Raw genomic sequence first — 20,814 nt, forward strand, 5'->3', positions numbered from 1 at the left:
AAATCCCTCGACGATCCCGCGATCCGTATCGTGCAACACATTTCATGTTGGGTCGAACAGGTGCATTCGCCGTCCACGACACGCCTGCTTCCTGTATGTCAAATCCCGGCCGAAGCCAGCCTATTTGAAGCTGGCGATGGGCAAGAACTTGACCGCGGAGCCGGTGAAGCGGCGGTGATCGGACGATTCTCTTCGCGGCCTAAATCCGTCGAGATAGACGTGCTCCGGCGCCGTGCGGATGAAATTGGCGGCAATGACGGGCGCAGTCGCAGGCCCGACGCCACCGGCGATGCCGCGACCTGTCCCAATCGGCCGGCCGGACAACGCGACCGGCACATCGACGGCGATGGCTTCGGGATCGAGACGTGGCTGGACACGGTCGGCCTTCGGGCTGGTCCTGGCGCGATCTTCGAGCTTCGATGGGGCAACTGCAACCCGCTGGCCGGCCAGCCTGTCAAGGCTGTCATCGGCGTGGTTCAGGGCCAGCAAGGCACCGATTGCGTCGCCGGATTTGACTGCTTCCGGCTGGCGCGCCGGGCTTGTCTGGCTTTCCGGTCGCCATGTCGGCAAGGGGATGTTGAGCGCCATCATGTCCGGCGCGCCGCTCGCGGCAGCGGCATCCGCCTTGCCCAGGGGAATTTCGGCATTGGCGGCTGCCGGCTTGGCATCGGCCAGTTCGGCCCGCGCCGCGGGCGCACCGGCGATCGCGAACGGTGCGGTTTCCGGAGTGGGAACGGGCGCCGAAAGCCCGGCGCGTGGTGCAAAGGCCGGCAGTGGCACTGAGCCCGGCGCCATCGCCATGACGATCGCTTCAGGCGTCTTTGGCTTTTGCCCAACTGGCAGTTCTTCAGCGGTATCGGCGGAAGCCATCTGGATGTCCGCCCGCTGGACATCCTGCAGCGGTACGATGGCGATACCCTGTCCGGCTGGCCTGGATTCAACGGACCCGGCCTGCTTGCGCGGCGCAGGTACCGCTTCCGCGACATCATCCGACTCGTCTCCGCCACCCAAAAGCGTCGTCAGCAGGCCACGCGCCGGCCTGCGTTGGCCGCCATCGACTCTTGCCAGTTCGATGTTGGGCGTGCCCTTGCGAGATTTGTAGGCGGCAAACGCCTGCTGGTAGCCGGGCAGCGGTCTGCCGTCGCTTGGCACATGCAGTGTGTTGCCGTTCGGAAATACCCTGGCGAGTTCCTGGCGGCTGATGCCCGGCCAATGCCGCACATTGCCGACATCCATGTGTATGAAAGGCGAACCGGAGGTAGGGTAATAGCCGACGCCGCCGCCCTGCATCTTGAGGCCGATGTCGCGCAGCTTCTTCAGCGGCACATCCGGCAGGAAGAAATCCATCGCGCGGCCAACCATGTGTTGGCTCTCGCGAGCCACGCCCTTCGAGCGGCTGCGCAGCATTGCGTTCGTCGCCGGCGAACGATAGGCGCTGACCACATGGATATAGGCCCTTGAGCCGCTGGCACGATAGGCCTGCCAGACAAGATCGAGCAGGCGAGGATCCATCTTCGTCGGTTCGTTGCGACGCCAGTCGCGCAGCATGAGATTGATCCTCTTCAATCCCGCCGGATCGTAACGCCCATTGCGCTTGAAGACGATTTCAGCCTTCTCGCCGGTATGGAGATGTTGAATCCTCAGAGCCCGCGTCTCCGCGAACGCGCTGGTGACGCACAGGCAAAGGAACGCTACCATGATGACCGGCAGCAATGTCCAACGATGGGAGGCGTCGGGCGCGTTTTGCTCGCTTTCAATCACGTTCATGCCTTGCACATTCTTTTGTTTCGGGCGGTTTGAGGTCTCCGCCCAGATGAAGAGGCTTTCGGCCTCTAACCGACAGAGCATGGCCTTGACCGGCGCAGGCGCGCATCCATGCCGAAAACACGTCATGTCGATGAACAGCATCTTGGTTAATGAATCGTGTCGGGTGCCGAGAATGCGCTTCGGCTGGAGGTTGCCCTGGCAACTCTTTTCTGGAGCAATGCACTGCTGATCAGGTCTGCCGGCACGATCGCCGCGCCGCCCACGCAGATGCAGAGGACGAAGGGGGCTAACAAGGATGATGGTTGGAAACTGGTGCTGCGAGAGAGGATTGAACTCTCGACCTCTCCCTTACCAAGGGAGTGCTCTACCACTGAGCTACCGCAGCAATCGGCGCCTCAATAGCCGCGAATGCCTTGAATTGCAAGGCGTTGCGACGCCCTTGTGAGGGGTGCGCCAAAATGGCTCGCCGTAACCAGTGCGGCACCAGACTGGCACCAAACCACCACCAATCGGCACCAGCGAGGCGAGAGCTACACCAATTTTGCAACCAAGTTGGTGCCATTCTGGATGCGGAATTGAAATAGAGCCTCGCCAGACGCCTTCTGGCACCCTCGGCCTTCACCAACTACCGGCGAAGGCCTCCACGCGCGTCCTTGCCATGCCCACGCCTCGAATTGACGGCAATGCGGGGTTTCCCTATGCCCTGTTTTGACATGCCGACCCGAAAACAGAAAAAAGCCGAATACGACTATATGCGCTTCATCGAGAAGGTGGGCGAGCAGCCAGGCTATTACAGGCCGAACATGGCGGCCCTCCGACGCGGACTGAAACAGGGCGCGATTCGACGCGTCCCTGGTCCTCACGCCGATCATTTCGAGTTGACCGAGGCCGGCCGGCAAATCTTCGACAACATCAAGCGCATCAAGGCGCTGTAGGCGCTAGCGCTTCTTCGGCTGGAATACTTCGATCCGGGCGTTCGCGCCGTCGGCTACCAGCGAATCGTACAGCGCCTTTGCTGCTTCCTCGTCCTTCGTGGAGAGCAGGCTGCGCCAATGAGGCTTGTCGTAGACCGACACGACGTAGGTTGGCTTGGCGTCCATAGCGCATAATAACCGGGTAATTACCGGGTTAAAACGGCAAAAACCACCCCTCCCGGCCCGAAGGCCAGAAGGGGAGACTGCATTGGAGAGGATGCTATTTCAGTTGCAGGTCGGGTCGATCAAAAAGCGATCCATGTTGCAAGGTTGGTGCGCGCACGCCGACAGAGCCAGCAGCGCGGCCAGCATCGTGACAAAGAGCGTCATGGTGAAGTCCTTCCGTCAGCTTGCCGGTTTCTCGGGCGTCAGCGGCTCGAGCGGCGCCGGCGCTTCGGTGATCTCGAAATAGGCCGGCGGCGCATTGACGATGATCGGCTTCGTCATCTTGTGCCAGAGGTTGCAGGCATAGGAAAAGCGGACATCATAGCGCGCTTTGCCAATGGCCGCGGCCAAGGGAACGGTGATCGAGCGCTGATAACTCTCCCGGCCTTCCGGCGGATAGCCTTCGATGAAGGCGCGGCGATCCACGGTATAGGTCGCTGGGACGTGAGCCGTCCCCTCTGAATCCGTGACGAGGCGATCAACGGATGCAGCGCAGACCCGGTTTTGAACAACGGTGTACTGGATATCGAGCACGCCACCTTGCGGGACTTGGGGTGTCAGGACCCTCGCTTGCTCGAAGATCGTCGGTGGATCGTTGTCGAGTGCCGAGGAAACCACGCTGCCAAGGCCAACGCCGGCCAGCCCAGCCATGATGAATATGAACCCGGCGGTGATGTCGGTCTTGCGCCAGAAAGCGTTCCACGACCGTTTCAGCAGCATCAGTGCTTTCCTCCGGTCGAGCCGAAATAGGCCACCACCTGGTTGATAGCGACCAGCGTTCCGGCGACGTAGAGCAGGAGCTTCATGGCGGTCTTGGCTATCCATGTCGTGCGCGTCCACAGTTCGACGATCTTGAAGCCGGCCTCGAACTTGTCCCTGTCGAGGCCCAGAAACAGGTCGAGGCGATCGCGCTTGAACTTTGGCAGATGGCCCGCCCAGATCAGCGCCTGCCGTTCTTCTGTTGTCAGTCGATCCAGCCATCCGATTGTTTCATCGTCGAGATCGACGAGCCTTCGCGGGAGCGCGTGACCTTTGCCATCGTCATGCTCCGTCATTCACGTTCCCCGGCGCCTGCACTGCCATGCCTACAACCCCATTCTATCGCGCGAAGTTCCGCGCCGTTGCCCTTTACGCTTCATTCAATCGCGTGGGGCTATGGTCTTGCCAGCCTTGGCGATCCTACCGATCGTCGGGGTCAGACCCTGCCGGTCCGCTGTAACGGGACGGCAGGGTCGCTTTTCAGTCTGCGGGAGTTAGGCGCGCGCCACGCCGAGGAGGAGAAGCACGAAAAGCGTCACCAGGATCGCGATATTGAGCATCTGCTGCGGCAGGCGCGAGCCGGTGACCTTGTCGCCGAAATAGACGAGCAGGGCGACGAGGAGAATGTCGAAGCGGTCAATCATGGGATTTCCCTTCAGGTTCCATTGTCAAACTGGGCCTTCTCGCCCGACATGACGAGACAGGCGACCTTGCCGTTGCCGAGCAGGACCGAGAACGTGCCAGCGTCGGATTTGAGGATGAGCATCTGCCGGCCGGTCGCATCGCCGCTCATGACGACGAATTCATGGAAGCGATCGGCGAGATTTTTCAGAAGCACGGGCAGCGGGCCACACGGCAGCGGATCGGCATGCGCCCGGATGGTGAGGAACGTGATCGCTGCCAGGCAAACCGCGATCAGGATGCCGGCGACGATCAGTACGCGGCGGATGACCGGCGTTGCTAGGTCTTGCAGCCCTTCCATGCCCATGTCCGTCTCCTACTTGATCAGAGCTTTGATGGTGACGCCCTTAGTATGGTTCAGGCGCCGGCACTCGCCGAAAGTCGCTCTGTCTCGAGCCCACAGGCGGCTTGCCTCATGATCGGGCAGGAAGCGGTGCGGAACATCGACCAGTTGCCCGCATTCGCGCATGACGCTCGGATCGACATGGGCCTTCGGCTCATCTACCGACAGCGTCGATACCGATTGACAGCCTGGCGGGGATGCCGCGCCCAGACTTGCAAGCGCCAGCAGTGTCACCAGCCGCGTTCGGGCCATTGTCTTCGTCCTTCTGTTGCCGGATGCGATCCTCGAGATCGGCGATGCGCAGCGTGTCGGCATCGGCTTGATCGGCGAGCTCTTGTGCTGCGGCGTCGATCTCGGCCTGCTTGGCCTTTGCCTTTGCCGCCGCTGCAAGTTCGGCGCGGCGCTGTTTCTCCTGCCAGACCAAGCGTTCGTTCAGTTGGCCGGCGGCGTACTCGCGATCGACACGCCCATCGACGAAGCCGGCCAGCACCGGACCAGCATAGGGGATGTATCGAAGCGGCCCGATCGGCAAGCCCTCATAGAACAGGACGATGCAGCCGGCGACGACCAGCGGCAGGCCGACGCGGCTGGTGCAGAAGGTCCAGATCGGACCAAGCACGACAAGGATAGGGCCGAGGAACATCACGGTCCTTCTCCTGGCGGTGGCGGCATTGCCGGCCCTGGTGTAGGCATGTCAGCCGGAACGACGGTGCGCTGATACATCTCGGTCTGCATGCCGCCGCCGCCAACGCCGCCGATGTTGGTCAGACCGCCCTTGTCGTCCCAAACCGCTCCGAAGACATACGAGCCGATGACTGACGCCATGAGCAGCAGCAGCCCATTGACCGCGGTCTCGGAAAGCTGGATCGGCCGGCCGAGGATCGCCAGATAGGTCACCATCGCGCCGCACCAGACGAGCACGATGACGATGATCCGCCTGCGCATCGTCCACGACGAGCGGAACGCATTGCGCGCGGCGCTGCGCGGGTTCATGTCAGCCGACCCATTCGGCCGTCAGGGCGGCGTCATAGTGCTGCGCAATGACAGCGATCTCCTGTGCCCGATCGGTGCCGTTGATGATGCGGCGAGCTTCGACGAAGTCGGAATGCTGCAGATCGATATAGTCGGAAAGCTTGCGGCCGGTGAACCAGCCTTCGCGCATGCCAGTCACAGCGATCTTGGCCGCATTGGCCGGATCGAGCGCAAGCGTCGGATCCTGATCGAAGGCCACGCCGAGCTCGCGGGCGGCGCGCTGATAGTTCGCCTGCCAGGTCAATTGCACGAATCCGCGACCGAACCACGGATAATAGCGCAGGTGCGCCCGGCGCCAGTCTTCCGACAGCCAATAGGCCTCGACGACCGGCCGCATGGTATGCGCGGTCTCCCAGAAGGTGGTGGCGAGCACATAGGCGCACTGGTTGCGGAGCAGGCCTTGCGCCTTGCTCTCATCGATGAGCAGGCGGGTGCAGCCGAGGGATAGATCCATCGCGTTTGCCTTTCCATGGTCGGGGAAATTGTTCGCTTTCGGGGTGCTTAACCAATCGCTAATGCAACCCCTTGCTGCATTGCGCAGCCGGGCCTATGCTTTGAAGGCACGGGGAAAATAGTTGCGGCAGGGCTATGGGGGACGCTGCGATGTTTCGTATTCTGCGTAACTTTTGGAACGATCAACGCGGTGTCGCGATGCTGTTGGTCGCGATCATGTTGCCGGTTCTCATCGGGTTTTCTTTGCTGGCCATAGACATGAGCCGGGCAACCGGGCTTCACCAACAGTTGCAAAAGGGCATCGACGCCATCGCTCTGGCCGCCGCCGCGGAACTGGATGGCAGATCGGATTCGATCACGCGGGCCAACCTCACCGTAACGACGCTGCTCGCCAACCAGACATTGTATTCGGAACTTGGCGGTCACACGCTCGTCCCGGCAGACGTGACGGTCACCTACCTGACCGGGATACCCGCCAGCGACGAAACCGCATTGACCGCCGCTGGCGTCGACGCCAACAGCGTGAATTGGGCGAGCAGCGATCCCAAACTGGTGTCTTTAGCCGAAGTGACGATAAATGCATCCGGCTTGGCAAAGGGCGCCGGTGCCTTCGCGACAATCTTCCCCGCGAGCCTCGTCGGGAGCACAGACACTTTCGACATCCGGCCGCAGGCTGTCGCCGGGTTCGTTCAGTCGATCTGTGAAACGGTTCCGCTGTTCATGTGCAATCCGTTCGAGACCACGGATTCTTCGACCAGCAAGACGATCCAGCAAGCCTTTGCCTCTGGAGACACCTACAGCCGCGAATTCCGCGTCCTGAAGGTCGACAGCAACCCTGGCCCTGGCAACTTCGGACTGATCGACAACAACCTGAGTTCATTGCGCGATGCCATAGCGATGGGCACATCTGGTACCTGCTATAGCCGCGACGCACTCACCACAAAAACCGGCGTCACGCTCGGCCAGGTCAACACGGGCCTCAATGTCCGCTTCGATCTTTACAGCGGCTCGTTGAATAAGAGCAGCAAGGATTTCAATTACCGGCCAGCGACCAATGTTCGCAAAGGCCAGAAGACGGGTTGCAGCAAGTACGATCCCGTGGCTGACAACACCGCGCTGCCCCTGCCACCAGGAACGAACTATGTCGATGCGAAAGGAATGTCAGACGCGATTGGTTCCCAAGGCTTTTGGACGAACTACTGGCAGATCAACCATGGCGTGCCGTACCCGAACGTTCCCAGCGCTACCAACCCAACCGGCTCCACGAGCGCTCCCGCATCACGATATGACGTCTACAAGTACGAGATCGCCAAAAAACTTGTCAGTGATAAGTCGCTGGCTCCGACCAAGGAGAACGGCGATCCATCCTGCTACAAGGGGGATACGCCGACACTCGATCCAGACCGCCGACTGCTCAACATGGCGATCGTCAACTGCATCGCCAACCAAGCGAAGCTAAACGGCCACATCTCAATCAAGCCGGACGGCTATGCCAGCGTCTTCGTGAACACACCCGTTCTCAAGCAGGATAACACCAAAGACCCAGAAGATCCCTCTGCTGGCGAGAAGCCGATCAGCCTGGAGATCGTCGATGTCGATGGCGGTTTCGCCAACAACACCCTTGTCGACAAGGCATTTCGCAACGAGGCTCAGCTTTACCGGTAGGCCTAAGACCAGACCGTCGACAGATCCTGGAGCGCCGAGTCCGACATCGGCGCCCAGACGTGGATGAAGCGGATATAGCCGCCGTTGACCGTGACATCGCCGGGCAGCCCGCCGAAAGCCGCTGCTTCGGCCGTGGCGACCAAACTAGTTCCGACAGTCGCCACAGGATCGCCGTTGACTGACATCGAAAGCCGCCCGCTGACCCTGGTTACCGCGATCTGGTGCAAGTTGGCGGAATAATGGGAGCGCGGATCGGTGACTGTGCGGCTTGCCAGCAAGGCGTTGAAGTCCGACGCCTGCATTGCGAGGTTATCGGCCGAGGCGAGCCGCTCGAGCGTGACGCCATTGTCAAGCGCATTGGTCGCAACGGCCAACGGAATAGTGACATGATCGTTGTTGTCTTCCTCGTAGCCGACGAGGATGGTCCAGTTCATCGACGTCAGAGTTGCTAGGAACGTCCCGATTATGCCGATCGGCACGTCGCCATAGGGAATCTCGAGACCGAAGGCGGAGAGCGCACCGGGTGTATCGACGATATCGGCTAGCGTTTTCGATACGCCTGCGACGGAATAGACCCCGTTGAGGAAGTCTGCCGAGGCGAGGGTACTGCCGGGCAGGCTATAGGTTGGGCGGGCCGAAAGCGTAGGCAGATCGGCGTCGGCCTGGAGGTCAAGGCGTTCGATCGAGCGGATGTAGATGCTATGTGCCAGATAACCGGCGCCTGGCGCAGCGCCCAGCGAAAGCGCAGTTGCTGTCAATGCAAAGACATCGGCTGTTGTGGTCTCAACTGCGTTGCCATCGGCCGACATCGAGAGGCGGCCGGCCGAGCGCGACAGCGCGACCTTGTGAACACCAGTAGGGAAACCCGCTGTATCGTTGACTTGGCGGAAGTAGATGCCGACGGTGTCCGTGGCGTTCATATAGCCGCTGGTCAGACGGGCCAGATAATAGGTGCCGTCACCGGTGTCCGTGTAGAGGAATGGATAGCTGGTGCCGCTATCGGCGCGCTGGTAGTATTCGACGACGACGGTCTGATCGTCGCCCAAGAAGGCGGCGAGCGCGTCGCCGATCACCTCCACCGAAGGTGAAGCCTCAGAGTCCAATATCTCAAGCCCTGCGCTTGTGACCCAGCCCGGCTGGTCGATGACGTCGGCAGCCGTGACGGTGACGCCTGCGACTGTATAGCTTGCGCCCTTGAAGTCGAGCAGGGTCGTGTCGAGCGGAGGCGTTGGTGTTCCAGCGCCCTGCGATGCCCAGATGCCGAACGAGGTCATACCAGTTTCCCGATTGCCAGCCAGACGTCGGTCGAAAGCTGGATCAGTTCGGCGCCTGCATATTGCCCGTCGAGAACGACCGACCCGCCGCTGACGCCGTTGATGGTGACGCCCGCATCGCCGGTGATGGTGACTGCCCCTGCCCCGAGCGCGGCAACCTTGATCGAAACCTCTGCGTCATAGGCAACGTCGGCGTGTGCCGGCCATGTCACCGCAATCGCGCCTGCATTGCTGCAGGTGATCAGTTTTCCGGCGTCGCCGATGACGGGCGTGTAGCTCGTCCCCGTCTGCGCATTGATGGGCGTCTTGGTGTAGAAGGCGTAAAGTTCCGTGAACATGTCGTTGAGCATGGAGCCAGCCGCACGGGCTTTGGTCCCGGTCCCGTCGTTTGCCGACGCGCCGAGTGCGATGGTTTGCTGTGCCATTGGCTATTCCTGATCGAATGAGACGAAGGTGCTGTCGAAGGACCAGACATCGGAATCGAATGACGGCACGAAACCGCCGTCGAGAATGATGTGAGCCCGGGCCCTATAGCCGCGCCCTGCAACTTGCCGCGCCTGACCCGCCACCAGGATATCGATCGCGGTCATCATGAAGACGTCGAAGGTGATTTCCGCCGGCGGATCGGATCCAAGATCGGACGCCACGTCGGCGCTGGCATAGTGGACGCTGCCTGTGCTTGAGGTCAGCGTGCGCTTGTAGGTAGGGCCGTCATAAATATCGACTTCGAAGGCAAGTGCCGCCTCGCCAAAGGTCACAGGGTTGAGGCCGGCTGCGAGCCGCGAGCGATAGTCCCAAGAGATGTCGAGACCATCCGGCGAGCCGATTGCCGCCGACAGATTGACGCACGCATAGGGCGTTTCCGCCGCGCCGATGATCGTATGCGGCACCACGGTTCCCGTCGCCGGGTTCTGGGTCAGGCCGATGGCCTTGTAATATTTCGTCGCGTATAGATCGGCCAGCGAGTGCGAGACGCCCTTGATCCACGACGCATCGATCATGACGAAGCGGTCACCGACCTGGTGCAGAGATGCGAACACCTCGGTCCCGCGATAGCCACGGATCGTGAACCCGGACAGCGTGAAGGTGCCATTTCCGTTGTCGACCGCCGTCTTGTAGCCGACACCCTCCCAGCGACCTTGCGCGCCGATAAAGGCGAAGTTCGCCCCGGCCAGGACTTGGTCCTCAGTCTTGTCGACCAAGAGCGCCATGCTGCCGGCGGTCTTGCGGATCGTCACTGTGGAATCGTCTGTCGTGGCGAACGGATCGAGCGGGTTGGCCAGAACCGTCTCGCAGATGCCCACAACGCCATATTGCGGGGCCTGTGAGAGCAGCGCCGTCAAATCTGCCGCCGTATCGCCCCGATAGAGGACGCCGCCGCCCCAGCCAGCCTGCCCGCGCGAGGCGACGACGCCATATTGACGGAGCCCAAGCCCGCCTAGATCGTCCGCATAGTGGAACAGCGGCACGTCGAGGTGGATGTACTGGCTCTGCAGGCTCACCGCGACCGGGCCGAGGCCAACGCTCGTGACTGGCGTGATCGTGGTGGCGACTGAGGTCTGGAAATCGCTGGCCTGGATGTCGGCCGACATATCCCGATTGAGCCCGACACTGGCGATCTGGACGGCATAGGTGATTGCACCACTTGGGACCGAGACGACATCGCCCGGCAACAGGGTCGGCTGGCCAATGACCGAATAGGTATGGTCACGGCGCTGCGCCTGTGCCTCGAAATATTTCTGGGTGCAGAAGGTTTTCGCATCGAGGTCCGACAGCACCATCGGCGTCGAGTATTTGTCGACCTTCCTCGAATTGTTGATCGGCGGCATCTGGAAGGACGCCGGGCGTGAGTTATAGCCCTGCTCCCTGGAGATGTAGTCGAGTTCGACCCGTGATGTGGTCCGGATCGATGCTTCATCGGTGCTGTCGATCGCCGAGTTTTCGGCGAACACCAGATCGGCGGTCGTCAGTATGGCGTCGAGCGCGAACGCGTCGTCCCGGCCCGGCTTCTTGAAGTAGAAGCCAGATCCGATATCGGCGAAGGAAAACCCGTAGATATCGGCAATCGATTGCAGTGCGGTCCTGACATTGGTGTCGCTGGCGATGACAAAACCGTATCCTGACAGACCGCTGAAGCCTTCAAAAGTCAGTTCCTCGGGCGCATAGCCGGCGAGGAACATGACCTTGGTAATGATGTCGGACAGATCGACAAGTCGCGGCGAGGTGCCGGGCAAGCGGTATTCTACCCAGACGTGATTGACATAGAGGAAATAGGACGCCTTGGTCTGATCGACGAAGGGGACTTCGAAGGTGAAGGCAGGCACCGTGAAATCGCTGATTTTGGCCGCTGTCTTGGCCGCGATATCAACGCCCCAGATTTCGTGCGTTCCATGGATGAAAATGGCAGTGCCTGACTTCGGAACTGTCCGATCGGTGTTCAGCGGCCCAGACATGCTTTCCAGCAGAACGGAGACGGTGAAGGTGTCGACAAGGCCGGTGTCGGGCGCGATGCGGCGCGCGTTGAAGGTGCTGCCGTTCTTCTCCATCACCAGCAGGTATTCGGTCAGCGGGTCATAATGGATGCCGGAGACATTGCCCGCCGGGCTGTAGACGACGGCAAAGGACCATGCATCGCCATTGAAGGTGACCTCATAGACATCGCCGCCGCTCGCCGCCGTATTGGAGAAGAACGACGCCGAACCTGGCCCGATCCTGCCGCGCACGAAAGGACCGCTGAAGGCGGTTGCATTGCGGGTGACGTCGACCGATCCGGCGACAAGATCGATAACGGCAAAGGCAGACGGATTGCCGCCCGAACCGTCGGCGTCATTGCCCGCGATCAGCCACTTGTCGACGAACTGTTCGGCGACATACCAGACGAAATCCTCGCCGCTATCTTCGGAAAACTCGGCGACAATGGCACCCGTGGCGATGTTGTAGACGCGCGTCGGGGAGCCGAGGTCGGACGGAATCGAAAGCTTGACCCAGACATAGCCGGAGGCGCGCAGGCAAAGCAACGTCGGCGTCGTGCTCGCGGCATAGGCATCGGAACCAGCCAAGGGAATCCGATAGCGCTCCAGATGGGTATCGGCATCGAGCACAGAGAGGTAGCATTGACCAAGGCCGGGCAGATCGGCTGCGGTCAAGACCTGGTAGATTGCATTCTCTGACGGATCGTAGCCGGCATGCTCGTAGGAATACAGCGGAGCGCCTGTGGTTGGCGCCGCACCGGTCCATGCGATTGGCTGCGTACCGCCGTCATCGTCGGCAGCATTCGAAATGACAGCTTTGACCGTAGGTGCGCTGCTGGCGACATAGCCCGACAGGTAGACCATGGCAAAGCCCTGCCATGCTCCGGCCTTGGTCCCGATGACGTCAGCCGTGATAGGGTCAACCGTCGTCTGGGTGCCGCCATAGAAGCGAAATGTCTCGGACGCTCCGATGCCATTCTCGGCGTCGAAGACGACTTCATCGTTGATCTCGAGGCGGATCAGTTCATAGCCGTCGCCGAACGGATCATAGGCCAGAAGGTAGCCGAGCTGCGCGGACTGCTGCGTCGCGTAGATCGGCACCTGGACTGGGCCAGCGGCTCCAATGTCAGGTATGAAGTTGCCGGTCTGAAACCCGATGATGCCCGATCCACCGGTTGGGTTTGGCACCGAATTGTATCCGGTTATGACCTGGGTCGTGGCTGCTCCGCCAATGACCGGGGCACCATCGACCTTGCCTGTTCCGATGACGATAGGAATGGAGCGGCCAAGAACCTTCGACACCGAGAACGGGCCATCCGCAGAAACAGGCTCGACCGCTTTTGTCGTGTCCGGACGAGCACTTCCGGGGATGATGTTGCCCGTCGCGAAGCCAATGATCCCGGCCATCAGTTGCCCCCCAGCAATTCACCGGGTGTGTGGTCCTGGCCGGGGTAGCGATTGATATTGTTGAACGAGATGCAGCCGTCGCGGGTGAGCGGGCAGCCGGCATGAATCGTCAACGTGTCGCCTACCTCGATGTCGAGCGGGAAGCCGGTGACCATTTTGACCACGCTTGTTCCGGGCACCCAAAGCATCACATCGTCCTTGGCGCCGGCACATGCGCCCGATGTCATCTCGACGCCGCCATGGGTGAAATCGAGCGCGTCAGGGTTGCTGACGGTAATGGTGAATTTGCTGTTGTCGGTCTTTGTCGCGATGACGGCTGTGACTGTGTATGGCGTGAGATTGACGCCGCATTGCGGGCCACCGAACTTGTAGCCGCACTCCGGCTGAATGGTTGGCAGGATGATATCGGCGAGCGCATCGGCCTTGGTGATGATCTCGATCTGCCCTGCCAGCCGATCGGTAAAGCCGGTCTTGCCGACAAAACCGTCGATCAGGATTTCGCGGACAGAGGGATCGTCATAGTCGGCGACGAGCCAGACCGTGATCGAGGCGCCGCGCCAGACACCGCGCTTGATATGGTCGCTGTAGAGCGGGCCGATATCATCGAACGGCAGCGTGAAATCTAGGCCGGCCGGTCTCCCGCCATTGGCCACGGAAAACTTGGTAACGGTGAAGCCGGGCGAATGGACGAAGGTGTCGTCTCCAATCGTCAGGTCGATGTCGATGTCGGTCATGCGAACGACAGGCGTGATGCCGTTGTCCATCTCGACCATGTAGCAGCGGCGGATTTCGCGCGCCTGTAGCTTGGTAACGAAGGTCGGCGACCAATCGTCCCTCACGGGATGTCCTCGACGCACTGGAGACCATCGACCGACAGGATATCGGGCGAGAGGTAGGGAACAGACGCATCGAACACATCGCCTTCGAAGGCGACGGGAACATCGAAGAACCCGGTCGCGGTCGGCACCGCATCGTATTCCAGCGGCGCCGTGAACGTCACCAAGCCTGTCGCGTTGACGGTGTAGTCGACGCCCAGATCCTGCTCGACGCCATCGACCTTGACGACGAGCGTGCCCGCCCTGATGTGCCGGATGACACGATAATAGGGGTTCGAGCCTGCCGATTCCGTCTTGGTGATCTGGAAGGCGGTGGTTTCGTCATCGCCGATGCCGAACGGCTCGTCGACAAGGCGATAGTTCGTCCAGTCCCGCATCAGGAAGGGTTTGAGGTCGCCGCGGCGATCATAGAAGAACGAGCGCAAAGCCTCGACCATTTCGGCCGGCGCATCCACAATCGCCCAGGTATAGGCATGCTCGGCAATGGTCGTGTTCGGCAAACGGGTTTTCTGCCTGTTCACCGAAACCACCTTGTCGGTGTAAAAGCGCGGCCCGCCCTTGAAGCCGATCGAAATGTCGTCCGGCATGATGAGGTTATCGACCATATTTGGCCCTCTCGGCATCCTGGAAGCCAAGCGCTGTTGCCCTGCGAACCGCAGCCAGGCTGTCCTTTGATGGCGGCGCGTTGCCGTTCCAATGGTTTGTCTGACTGAAGGCGATCGGGCGGCCGGCGGAACCCGCATCGCTCGACGTCTTTGGCTGGCTGCGCGCATCGGTGAACTGGTCAGGCCTTGCGATGATGACGCGCTCGTTCGGGTTCTTGAAGAACTCGACCTTTTCCGTATCGCCTGAATCGCCGCCGATCATGCCGCCTGGTGCGAAGCCATAGATCGCCTTGTGGCGCCGCGCCTCTGTAGCGGAGCGATCGGCGGCGGTCTGCGCCAGCGTATTTTCATATTGATTGGCGCCGGGGCTCCCGATCGACGACATGCCGCCATAGACGATGTTGTACGCGATCTGCTCAGGAGACGCGCCAAGCCCCTGCGAGCCGTAGCCAATGTTTCCGCTGCCAACGATGCCGGCAGCGGCAAAGTTCGCCCTCGCGGTGCCGAGAGCCTGCAGATATTGCTGGAACTGCTCATTGCCCTGGCTGCCACCCGACGAAGATCCTCCATTGTTATAGGACGATCCCCCGCCGAGACCCGAGCTTCGGCTTGCCGTGTTGATCTCGTCGAGCAGTTGCGCGGTCTTCTGCGTGGCCGCCTCGATGTTCATCAAGACAGTCCAGTAGCGATCGCTTTCCTTGGTCGCCTCGCGGCCCGTGAAGCCGGATTGCGGGTTGGCAAGAGGCGTGCCCTGCATCGCCGCCATTTGCTGCGGCGTGAAGATGCCAACGGTCTCTTCCGGGCTCTTAAAGAACGAGACTTCCTGGCTGTCGCCGGGATGGATCATGCCGCCGGTGGCGAAGCGCGTGACATTGACCGTGCTGGTGCCGAGACCATCGCCAGAACCGCCCATGGAGCCGTATCCGCCAGTGCGCGGCACGGTGTTCGCGGTCATCGACGGGCCGGACTGCGAGCCTGGCGCGGCGCCGTATCTCGTCACGCCGACTGTGCCATAGCCGCCCGTCTGGTTCGGAACGCTGTATTGCGACTGCGTGCCCGAGCCGATCTGCTGCGTCTTAACCGTGATCGTGACGGTGCGGTTGGGGATATTGCGGATGTCTTCCGACAGGCCCTTCACGCTCGACTGAAGCTGGCGCACCTTGATTTCGCCGGAGATGATGCTGTCGAAGAAGGCGTTGATCGCGACAGGATCACCGCCCTGGGCAAGCAAGGTCTGGCGCAACAGGTCGACGCTGTCGTTGACGGTCCTGATCGTCGCATTGCCTGAATCGTAGGCGGCAAAGAGCCGGTCGATGGAATTGACCGTGCGCTCGATCGCCGTCTGCGCCTCGCGCGCGTTGCCCGCAAAACCCTCGCCGAACACCTGGTCGACTGAGGCGTGACCTGCCGCGTCGAGGATTTCCTGAAGCTGCTTGGCCTCGCCCTGCGCCTTGTGCAGTTCGGTCGTGGCACCTTGAAGCTGGCCCAGCTGCGCCAGCTTGGCGTCCTCGAACGCGCGCGAGACGTTGATGATCTGCTGGCTCATCCCGCCGAACGAGACTTGCACGCCATCCGCCGCCCTGCCGATGCCGCCCACCGCAGATGACAGCCCGTTGGCGCTCGACGTCGCGCCGCCAAAGCTGATCTTCGACAGTTCGCCCAGGCTTTCAAGTGCGTGGTTGGTCTGGATCTGGTCGACCACCTGCTTGCCGAAATCGCGCAGCGGCGTCGAATTGAGGATGCCGACCACGTCCTTCAGGTGCTCGGCATTCTTGGCAGCGAGATCGAACGCGGCCGGATTGGCGAAGCGCCCGAGATCTGCATGCTCAATTTGGGGCAGGATGCCGCCAAAGGCGTTGTTCAGGCTGTTGACCGCGTCCGCGACCTTGTTGACCGCGGCCTCCATCGTGGAAACCAGTGCATTGGCGGCGCCCACGGCAGCGGCCTCAACAATCGTAGGAAGATTGTTCCAGATGAACGCCATGTCGGAGCCGACGGCGCGAAAATCGTTGATGGTCCATTCGGCAAGGTCGGTCGCCGCAGAGCGCAGCTTGTCGAAGGCATATTTCGCGCCCGTCACCAGTGCATCGAACATGCCGCCAACCGCGGTGCCCCTGAGATCATTTCCGATCGTGTCGAAGATGGCGCGGAAGGTCTCGCCAAACCCGACAGAGCGATGCTCTGCCTCGCTCGCCGCATCCTTGACCGACATGAAACCTTCGGTAAGACCGGCCAGGAGAACAGCGCCGCCCCTGAGCAGTGAACTGCTGGCGACAAAATTGCCGATTTTCGATGCAGCCTCGGTGATGGCAGTTCCGATGGCTGAAAACGCCGCCCTTGGACCGCCCGGGCCGGAGGCGACAAAGCTCAGGTGGTTCATCTGACTGGTCAGCGCCTGCAATGGCGAGATGCCAAGCGCGATCTGTTCGGCGAAGCTGCGCGCAGCGTGCGTCAGCGCCATGGTCTGTTGCGTGCTCAGGCCTGCGGCCTTACCATGCTCGTTCAGCGCTCCGGTGTGCCCCTTGAGAACAGCGATCGCCGCAAGCGTCGACTGCCGGCCGCGCGACAGAGCCTCACCGGCCTCTGTCTCCGAAATGGCGCCAAGCTTGGTCGCGATGCGCAGTTCTTCCTTCAGCGTGAGATATTCGCGCGTCACGCGAAACAACGGATTGTACTTCGACCGGATGTCGTCGAGCGCCGCGCCATAGGCCTGGATGTCCTCGGCGCGCGCAGCGGTGCCATTGGCCATCTGAAGGTTGGAGGCCGCGAACTGCTGGTTTGCAGCGACAGCGCGCTGGATGCTGGCGGCGGCGTTGGTGCTTTCCGAAGCGAGGCGACCGACGGAGGCTGATGCGGTTGCCGAACTGGCGCTTACGCCGGCGATCGCCGAACTCGCCTGTGTCGATTCCGTTGCCAGTTTCGAGACGGCAGTTGCCGCCGGCGTGGCTGCGCCAGTCAATTTCGCCAGCATGGCGTTGGTCTGCTCGACCGCCGCCGCGATCTTGGCTATGCCGGCTTCCGCCGCCGACGAGCCCGAAAGCTTCTTCGACACCTCGGCATCAAAGGCGTTGGCCATCTGCCTGCCCTTGGCCAAAGCGGCTTCGAACTGCGCAAGATTGCCCTTGATCTCGATGCTGACGGAACCGGCTGGATCTTCGGCCATTGTTGCTCCGTGCGAAATGTTGGGTTAGCGTTGCCGTCCCTGGGGAGGGCGAACGATGTTGAGAGTGGGACTTTTGCTGGTGCTGATGACCGCGAGCGCGGCGGCGCAGGAGATCGTCGACAAGTCAGGAAGCGACTTGCCGGAGACAGGAGAATTCGTCGCGCGGGCCACCAAGGGCCTGCTCGACCCCGGCAGCGCTCAAATCCGCAGCATTGCCCGATCGGCGCAAAACCCCGACATCATCTGCTCTTTGATGAACGCCAAGAACGCCATGGGCGGCTATACCGGGTTCCACATTGCCGCGATCGACATGAAGACGCACCAGCGCTTCGTCTATGCCGAACTGGTCAAGCAATATGGCGAGCAGTGGACCGACACCGTCATCGTGTCGAAGACGGGTTGCGAGCGGGAATAGGCGCCGGAGCGCTCTTCACCTTGCGTCCGAACAGCGCGTCGAACAATCCCGGCGTCAGTTTGCGGCTCGAGACGTTCGGCTTTGCCTGACGGGGCGCCGCTTCCTCGTCTTCCTCGCCTTCCGGCTTGCTGAACAGCGCCCGAAGGAATTCGTCCTGGCCCTCCAGAGCCATGACGATGATCAGGCAATCGGTCTTCATGGCCCGTTCGAAGGACCAGAAAAGCCGGCCCATAGCGTCCCTGACCAGGGCATTGGCATGGACCGAATGGCTTACAAAGGGCGCTTTTCGCCGCCTTCCTCTTCGGTCGATTCCGTCTTCAGCGGCCGGCCGCCATTGGCGAGGATCGCTGCAAAATCCTGGAGCTTCGGCATCAGTTCGAGAACCCCAGACCGGACAACGATCGACGCCATGTCGCGCGCCTCCTGGCCCTTGAGCCGCAGCCCCGCAACGACGGTGTCGGCCATGGCCTTGGCGTTGAGCCGCGCGATCGCAGCCATCAGCGGGGCGAAGCCGTCATAGGCCATCGACAGGTCGAGCATCGCTTCCGGCGACGGGATGAGGATATGCTCCTCGCCCAGAAGTTCGATCGTGATGCGGGCTTGCTTGATGTCGGACGCGGTTACTTTGGCCATAAATCACCTTGGTTGGGGTTGGGAAAACGAGCGCGGCCGCCACGGTGGACGGCCGCGCGCTAGGCTTAGGTCGCGGCGACCTTAACCACATTCGAGTTAATTTCGATCGTGGCGTTCAGGTTTCGGACGGTGTTGGCGGCGCCGCCGGCCGAACTGGCATTCATCACCAGGCCGACGAAGTAGGCGACAGACGGTTCGCTGCCGCTCGCCCCGGAAGCGTCATTGAAGAGGACCTTGAAGGCATAGTTCGACTTGTTGTCGCCTTGCGCGGCGGCGATCAGCGCGATCTGGCCTTCGTCCTCCGAGATTTCCGCGAAGACGTTCTGCATCGAGCCGGCGTTTGTCGTGCCCTTCTGCTTGATGTCGCGGCCGCGGTTGATCAGCTGGGTCGAGATCAGCGCTGCGGTGTCGCCAAACGCGCCCATCTGGCTCCAGCCGTCGACCTCGACGAACTGGTCGGGGCTGGTGACGAAGTCGCTTTCGATGAAATCATCGATCTGGGTAGGTGTGATGCCGCCGATGTAGAACTTGCAACCAGCGACGGGATAAAGGTCTGTACCGGCCATGAGGGATCTCCTTTGGAATTGGCTGGTTTCATGAGGGTGAAATCAGCAGGGTCACCGACACCGGCTGCGGGTTTTTCGGGCACCGCCCGTGGGATAGGGTTTTATTCAGCCGCCGGCTTGGCGTAGAGGCTGATGGTGAGCGTCACGCGCCGGCCGACACGGCTTTCGTCGTCGACCGGCGCCGGGTATGGCCCCTGGGCAGTGATCTGGGTGACGCTATAGTTGGTGACGGTGATCGCTTGGCGCTGACGATGGAACAGCGAGTGGATCAGTTCGGCGCACGTCTCGACGTCGCGATACTGCTTGTCCTGCTCGCCGTAGATACAGATGTCGATGACGACGCGCGGGCGGAAATCGTTGATGCCGTCGGCTTCCATGCGGGTCACGACAGGTCCGATGGTGATGGCTGGATACCTGGCCTCCGCCGGCACCGGGCGGCGCGTGTGCGCAGATGGCTCGGAATTGTAGAGGCCGAGCAGACCGACGATGTCCGAAGCGTTGACAATGGCCGTGCGCAGCGGCTTGAGAATTTCCAGCGGAGGTGCGCCGCTCATTTCAGCGCCGCCCTGATCTCCCCCTGGATATCGCTTTCGATCTGATCCTTGCTGTTGGCAAGCGCTGGCCTCGCAAACGAGCGCGGGGCCATGTTCTCATTGCCGAACTCAAGCGATGCCGCTTGGGCCGTCGACCAGTGCACGGTGCCCGTCAGCTTTTCCGTGTCGAACTCGGTGCGGCCGGACTGGATCGTGGCGCCGGTATCGCTGGCGAACGGCTCGCCTGGTGCCGAGGCTTTGTGATCGACGCCGCGACGATGGTAGACCCGGCCGGTCTTGGGCGTGTCGAGGATCAGCGAATTCGCCTCCTCATGCACGCCGAGCGTGGCCTTGATGACTCCCCGCAGCGTTCCGGCGCGAATCTTCGCGAGAACTTCTGGCCCGCGCCAATCCACCGACATTTTATCGCTCCCTGCTTGTAACCAGATTGGTTACGCACCATGTTTCTTGCGGTTACAACAAAGGAGATTCGCGTGAACACCCTCAGCCGCAAGCGGCAGATCGAAGTGCTTGAAGCCGCATGGAACAGCCTCGAACTGACGCCGATCCCGTTGGAGAAGGCGTTCGCCGCCATCGCCGAGCAGAGCCGCCGCGCTCAGACCGGCGCGCTGATCTCGAAGCACTGAAGGCGCATGGTGGCTGAAGCCGGATCCTGATCGAGGATTTCCCTGACCTTGTGCCACTGCGCCTTGATATAAATCTGGTCGCCTTGCTGCGGCACGGTGCGCGGCTCGACGGACTGGAGCAGGACGAGCACGCCGACATCGGTTTGCGGGATTCCTGCACGGACTCTGAACGCTGCATCGAACGTTTCGCGGATGCCATTGAAGGTGAAGGTCGGCGTCGTGCCGGCGTTCGGGTCGCCAAAATCGTCATTGCCGGTTCCAGGCACCTCGCGGCGCAGCACGCCGTCGGTGAGTTTTCCCCGGAATGCACGGGCCACGGTGCGGGCCAATGGACCTTCGAGCAGCGATGCCATAGTCTCCCTTTCCGTGACAGAGCCCCCTGATCTTTCCGACGACGAAGCCGCCGACATGCTGCACCGCATGGC

Annotated in this window: 25 protein-coding genes and 1 tRNA gene; 4 read left to right on the plus strand and 22 right to left on the minus strand. The window is 61.5% G+C overall.

Annotated elements, in window-relative coordinates; all coding sequences use genetic code 11:
- Nucleotides 1-120 precede the first annotated feature (120 nt).
- Together C8D77_RS28010 and C8D77_RS28015 are read right to left on the minus strand one after the other, a co-directional pair.
- Complete coding sequence (locus tag C8D77_RS28010; protein WP_170136828.1) at nt 121-1,767, minus strand: peptidoglycan L,D-endopeptidase MepK; 1,647 nt, start codon at nt 1,765-1,767, stop codon at nt 121-123.
- Nucleotides 1,768-2,077: 310 nt separating this feature from the next.
- Nucleotides 2,078-2,152, minus strand: a tRNA-Thr gene (locus C8D77_RS28015).
- 367 nt (nt 2,153-2,519) lie between these two features.
- Here C8D77_RS28015 and C8D77_RS28020 point away from each other — a divergent pair.
- Nucleotides 2,520-2,702, plus strand: coding sequence for a hypothetical protein (locus C8D77_RS28020; RefSeq protein ID WP_146211814.1), 183 nt, complete (start codon nt 2,520-2,522; stop codon nt 2,700-2,702).
- A 3-nt stretch (nt 2,703-2,705) separates the two neighbouring features.
- Here the strand turns inward: C8D77_RS28020 and C8D77_RS37715 are convergent, their stop codons facing one another.
- The 8 genes from C8D77_RS37715 to C8D77_RS28050 all read right to left on the minus strand — a co-directional run bounded on the left by C8D77_RS37715 (nt 2,706) and on the right by C8D77_RS28050 (nt 6,175).
- Nucleotides 2,706-2,867 (minus strand): hypothetical protein, encoded by a 162-nt coding sequence (locus C8D77_RS37715; RefSeq protein ID WP_170136829.1) that lies wholly within the window; start codon nt 2,865-2,867, stop codon nt 2,706-2,708.
- A gap of 219 nt (nt 2,868-3,086) precedes the next feature.
- On the minus strand, nt 3,087-3,626 hold the full coding sequence (locus C8D77_RS28025; protein WP_109670325.1) for a hypothetical protein: 540 nt from the start codon (nt 3,624-3,626) through the stop codon (nt 3,087-3,089).
- Nucleotides 3,626-3,961: a hypothetical protein gene (locus tag C8D77_RS28030; RefSeq protein WP_109670328.1), complete on the minus strand. Its 336-nt coding sequence runs from the start codon at nt 3,959-3,961 to the stop codon at nt 3,626-3,628. The genes C8D77_RS28025 and C8D77_RS28030 overlap by 1 nt, the downstream gene beginning before the upstream one ends.
- A 198-nt stretch (nt 3,962-4,159) precedes the next feature.
- Nucleotides 4,160-4,309, minus strand: a complete 150-nt coding sequence (locus C8D77_RS37720) for a hypothetical protein (protein ID WP_170136830.1) — start codon at nt 4,307-4,309, stop codon at nt 4,160-4,162.
- 11 nt (nt 4,310-4,320) lie between these two features.
- Nucleotides 4,321-4,647, minus strand: coding sequence for a hypothetical protein (locus tag C8D77_RS28035; protein ID WP_215732086.1), 327 nt, complete (start codon nt 4,645-4,647; stop codon nt 4,321-4,323).
- Nucleotides 4,648-4,843: 196 nt separating this feature from the next.
- Complete coding sequence (locus C8D77_RS28040) at nt 4,844-5,332, minus strand: hypothetical protein (RefSeq protein WP_109670334.1); 489 nt, start codon at nt 5,330-5,332, stop codon at nt 4,844-4,846.
- Nucleotides 5,332-5,682, minus strand: coding sequence for a hypothetical protein (locus C8D77_RS28045; protein ID WP_109670337.1), 351 nt, complete (start codon nt 5,680-5,682; stop codon nt 5,332-5,334). Before C8D77_RS28045 ends, C8D77_RS28040 begins: the two co-directional genes overlap by 1 nt.
- A gap of 1 nt (nt 5,683) precedes the next feature.
- The gene (locus C8D77_RS28050) at nt 5,684-6,175 is read right to left on the minus strand and encodes a carboxypeptidase (RefSeq protein WP_170136831.1); all 492 of its coding nucleotides are present in this window, start codon (nt 6,173-6,175) and stop codon (nt 5,684-5,686) included.
- 149 nt (nt 6,176-6,324) lie between these two features.
- Here C8D77_RS28050 and C8D77_RS28055 point away from each other — a divergent pair, with 149 nt between their 5' ends.
- The gene (locus C8D77_RS28055) at nt 6,325-7,839 is read left to right on the plus strand and encodes a TadE/TadG family type IV pilus assembly protein (RefSeq protein ID WP_170136832.1); all 1,515 of its coding nucleotides are present in this window, start codon (nt 6,325-6,327) and stop codon (nt 7,837-7,839) included.
- A 2-nt stretch (nt 7,840-7,841) separates the two neighbouring features.
- Here C8D77_RS28055 and C8D77_RS28060 read toward each other — a convergent pair whose 3' ends face one another.
- Genes C8D77_RS28060 through C8D77_RS37725 form a run of 6 tightly spaced genes read right to left on the minus strand, consistent with a single transcriptional unit; the run spans nt 7,842 to nt 17,595 of the window.
- A complete protein-coding gene (locus tag C8D77_RS28060; protein ID WP_109670342.1) occupies nt 7,842-9,113 on the minus strand; it encodes a hypothetical protein in 1,272 nt (423 codons plus the stop codon).
- Nucleotides 9,110-9,538: a hypothetical protein gene (locus C8D77_RS28065; RefSeq protein ID WP_109670344.1), complete on the minus strand. Its 429-nt coding sequence runs from the start codon at nt 9,536-9,538 to the stop codon at nt 9,110-9,112. The genes C8D77_RS28060 and C8D77_RS28065 overlap by 4 nt, the downstream gene beginning before the upstream one ends.
- Before the next feature lie 3 nt (nt 9,539-9,541).
- Nucleotides 9,542-12,991 carry a phage tail protein gene (locus tag C8D77_RS28070; RefSeq protein WP_109670346.1) on the minus strand — a complete coding sequence of 1,150 codons (3,450 nt, stop codon included), beginning with the start codon at nt 12,989-12,991 and terminating at the stop codon, nt 9,542-9,544.
- Nucleotides 12,991-13,830, minus strand: coding sequence for a baseplate hub domain-containing protein (locus tag C8D77_RS28075; protein WP_109670348.1), 840 nt, complete (start codon nt 13,828-13,830; stop codon nt 12,991-12,993). Before C8D77_RS28075 ends, C8D77_RS28070 begins: the two co-directional genes overlap by 1 nt.
- Nucleotides 13,827-14,432: a DUF2460 domain-containing protein gene (locus C8D77_RS28080; RefSeq protein WP_170136833.1), complete on the minus strand. Its 606-nt coding sequence runs from the start codon at nt 14,430-14,432 to the stop codon at nt 13,827-13,829. Before C8D77_RS28080 ends, C8D77_RS28075 begins: the two co-directional genes overlap by 4 nt.
- Entirely contained in the window at nt 14,422-17,595 is a 3,174-nt protein-coding gene (locus C8D77_RS37725; RefSeq protein WP_170136834.1) for a phage tail family protein, read from the minus strand. Before C8D77_RS37725 ends, C8D77_RS28080 begins: the two co-directional genes overlap by 11 nt.
- Nucleotides 17,596-17,650: 55 nt before the next feature.
- Here C8D77_RS37725 and C8D77_RS28085 point away from each other — a divergent pair, with 55 nt between their 5' ends.
- Nucleotides 17,651-18,010 (plus strand): hypothetical protein, encoded by a 360-nt coding sequence (locus C8D77_RS28085; protein ID WP_146211815.1) that lies wholly within the window; start codon nt 17,651-17,653, stop codon nt 18,008-18,010.
- Here C8D77_RS28085 and C8D77_RS28090 read toward each other — a convergent pair.
- The 5 genes from C8D77_RS28090 to C8D77_RS28110 form a co-directional block, all read right to left on the minus strand.
- Complete coding sequence (locus C8D77_RS28090) at nt 17,976-18,209, minus strand: hypothetical protein (RefSeq protein WP_146211816.1); 234 nt, start codon at nt 18,207-18,209, stop codon at nt 17,976-17,978. The genes C8D77_RS28085 and C8D77_RS28090 overlap by 35 nt on opposite strands.
- Before the next feature lie 71 nt (nt 18,210-18,280).
- Nucleotides 18,281-18,643, minus strand: coding sequence for a hypothetical protein (locus tag C8D77_RS28095; protein WP_109670356.1), 363 nt, complete (start codon nt 18,641-18,643; stop codon nt 18,281-18,283).
- 65 nt (nt 18,644-18,708) lie between these two features.
- Nucleotides 18,709-19,209 (minus strand): hypothetical protein, encoded by a 501-nt coding sequence (locus C8D77_RS28100; RefSeq protein ID WP_109670359.1) that lies wholly within the window; start codon nt 19,207-19,209, stop codon nt 18,709-18,711.
- A 101-nt stretch (nt 19,210-19,310) separates the two neighbouring features.
- A complete protein-coding gene (locus tag C8D77_RS28105) occupies nt 19,311-19,763 on the minus strand; it encodes a hypothetical protein (RefSeq protein ID WP_109670362.1) in 453 nt (150 codons plus the stop codon).
- Nucleotides 19,760-20,164, minus strand: coding sequence for an HK97-gp10 family putative phage morphogenesis protein (locus C8D77_RS28110; protein WP_109670364.1), 405 nt, complete (start codon nt 20,162-20,164; stop codon nt 19,760-19,762). The genes C8D77_RS28105 and C8D77_RS28110 overlap by 4 nt, the downstream gene beginning before the upstream one ends.
- Nucleotides 20,165-20,236: 72 nt before the next feature.
- On the opposite strand from C8D77_RS28110, the gene C8D77_RS37730 reads away from it, so the two are divergent.
- Entirely contained in the window at nt 20,237-20,389 is a 153-nt protein-coding gene (locus tag C8D77_RS37730) for a hypothetical protein (RefSeq protein ID WP_170136835.1), read from the plus strand.
- On the opposite strand, the gene C8D77_RS28120 is transcribed toward C8D77_RS37730, so the two are convergent.
- Nucleotides 20,359-20,742: a hypothetical protein gene (locus tag C8D77_RS28120; RefSeq protein WP_109670370.1), complete on the minus strand. Its 384-nt coding sequence runs from the start codon at nt 20,740-20,742 to the stop codon at nt 20,359-20,361. The two genes, C8D77_RS37730 and C8D77_RS28120, sit on opposite strands and share 31 nt — an antisense overlap.
- Nucleotides 20,743-20,814 lie beyond the last annotated feature (72 nt).

The organism is Mesorhizobium loti (genome assembly GCF_003148495.1).
Taxonomy (GTDB): Bacteria; Pseudomonadota; Alphaproteobacteria; order Rhizobiales; family Rhizobiaceae; genus Mesorhizobium; species Mesorhizobium loti.